We start from the raw sequence: 1,992 nt of genomic DNA, 5'->3' as shown, positions 1-1,992 counted from the left end.
TTAATTGTTTATCTTTACTTAATTTACTGCGTTTCATACTTAAATTTTAACAAATTTCAGTTATCTAGGACAGCCCCGAAAAAATTAATAAACTTAAATTTTTTAGTCTACCTAATATATACTAACTTTTATAACATTCTATATGTATAGTTGAATCCATATTCATTTTGTCTTTTATAGATTTCTCTAAAATGCTTACTTTATTATGTGCTTCTTCTACTGTCATGTCTTTTGGGAAACGCATATGAAATGTTATTTCTGTATGGTCGCCGTAGGTATGTATGTGAAAATGATGAAGATTTGAATTGTCATTATTTATATTAAGTTCATTAGCAATGCTGTTAATATCTTTAATAATATCATCTGATGGGTATTCTCCTATTAAAGGCTCTATGCTTGATTTTATAACATCGAAAGCGGCATAAAAAATTACAAGTGAAACTAATATACTCAAAACACTGTCCATCCACCATAAATTTTTTCCTACTAATATACCAACCAATATAATTATAGAAGTAATGCTATCGCTTCTATGATGCCAAGCGTCTGCATACAATGACTTTGAACCAGATTTTCTATAACCCCAAAGTGAATACTGTGCTAATAACTCTTTAACTACAATAGAAACAATCATTGCAATAATAGCCATTATTGTAAATGAGGCAGTTTTTTTGTTTAGAATATTCTTTATAGCTTCAGAAAAGAAACTATATCCTATAAATACAAGCATGATACCAACAATAAAACTTGTGATAAGCTCTATTCTTCCATGTCCGAAAGGGTGCTCTTTGTCTGCTGGTTTTTTAGAAAATATTCCTCCTATAATAACTATAATACTGCTTATACAATCACTTAATGAATGCCATGCATCTGCCATTATAGAAAGTGAGCCTGTAAATATTCCTACTATATATTTAAATGCAAATAATAATACATTTATAATTACAGATACTATTCCTTCTATTATCATATACTTAGATTTTTTTTCATTGCTTATATTCATTGTTTTTTGCCTTCATTTTTATTTTAAACTATTTAAAATATAGTGAATTTATTAAAAATATCAATAATAAAATTATATCAAGATTTTTTATGTGCGAAAAAATATATATTGTGCCCAATGGCTCTCATTTTCTCTTCATAAAGCGTAACGCCGTATCCATCTAAACTATGAACATAATCTTCATTTAAAATGTTTTTGAAACTATTATCTTCTTTATATATTGGGTTCATTATTTCAAGGGCATAATTATCATCATCTGTAACAGAATAAAATATTCCTTCGTCTTTTAAAAGCGGATGCATTTTTGCTAAAAACTCTTTATTAAATATTCTTCTATGAGCATGTTTTTTCTTTGGCCAAGGGTCTGGGAAGTTTAAGTATATTTTATCAAAATAGTATTTATTTTTAATATAATTATCTATTACGTTATTAGCCTCGCCAAATATAATAGTGAGGTTTTTTATCTCTCTTTTATATGCTTTTGATATTGCTTTTTTTGCAGCCTTAAAAGAATATTCTATTCCAACAAAATATTTATCTTTATTGTTCATAGCAAGCTCTACTATAAATTTACCGTTTCCGCTTCCTATTTCAAGTTCTAAGTTTTGATTATTAGATAATCTCTTTTTTAGTTCTTCTGCTATAATATTTTTATCTTCTGTATTAAAATCATCTATTAAATAATAATTAAGTATCTCTTGATTTAAATTCAAACTTCTCAAATTAATAAACTCCTAATAATTTTATTTGAATGATATATTAATTAATATTTATGTCAATAATTTAATTAATAGCATTAAAAACTGCTTGTACAAATTGTGTAAATATAATTTTTTATTTGTATTAATAAATAGTTGTTTTTTATATTAAAAACAGGTATAATAAATTAGATTTGCGTGAAAATTGTTTTAATATGCACAGGAGCCAGACATATTGCAGTTAGGAATTCCTTAATTTCTTAAAGTATAGCATAGGTGTATCATAATTTA

At 25.7% G+C, this 1,992-nt stretch carries 2 protein-coding genes; both read right to left on the bottom strand.

All coding sequences use genetic code 11. The features are described from left to right. Positions 1-121 precede the first annotated feature (121 nt). A complete protein-coding gene (locus Q0H31_RS13105; protein ID WP_295298907.1) occupies positions 122-1,003 on the bottom strand; it encodes a cation diffusion facilitator family transporter in 882 nt (293 codons plus the stop codon). A 77-nt stretch (positions 1,004-1,080) separates the two neighbouring features. Then, positions 1,081-1,725: a tRNA (guanosine(46)-N7)-methyltransferase TrmB gene (gene trmB, locus Q0H31_RS13100; RefSeq protein WP_295298905.1), complete on the bottom strand. Its 645-nt coding sequence runs from the start codon at positions 1,723-1,725 to the stop codon at positions 1,081-1,083. Positions 1,726-1,992: the final 267 nt, after the last annotated feature.

Source organism: uncultured Brachyspira sp., from assembly GCF_934747485.1.
In the GTDB taxonomy this organism is placed as follows: Bacteria; Spirochaetota; Brachyspiria; order Brachyspirales; family Brachyspiraceae; genus Brachyspira.
Note: the sequence above shows the minus strand (reverse complement) of the source record. Positions and strands in the feature narration are given on the sequence as shown.

Excerpts from the sequence above, each read along its gene's own strand:
- Q0H31_RS13105 (WP_295298907.1), bottom strand. The coding sequence starts at position 1,003 with ATGAATATAAGCAATGAAAAAAAATCTAAGTATATGATAATAGAAGGA.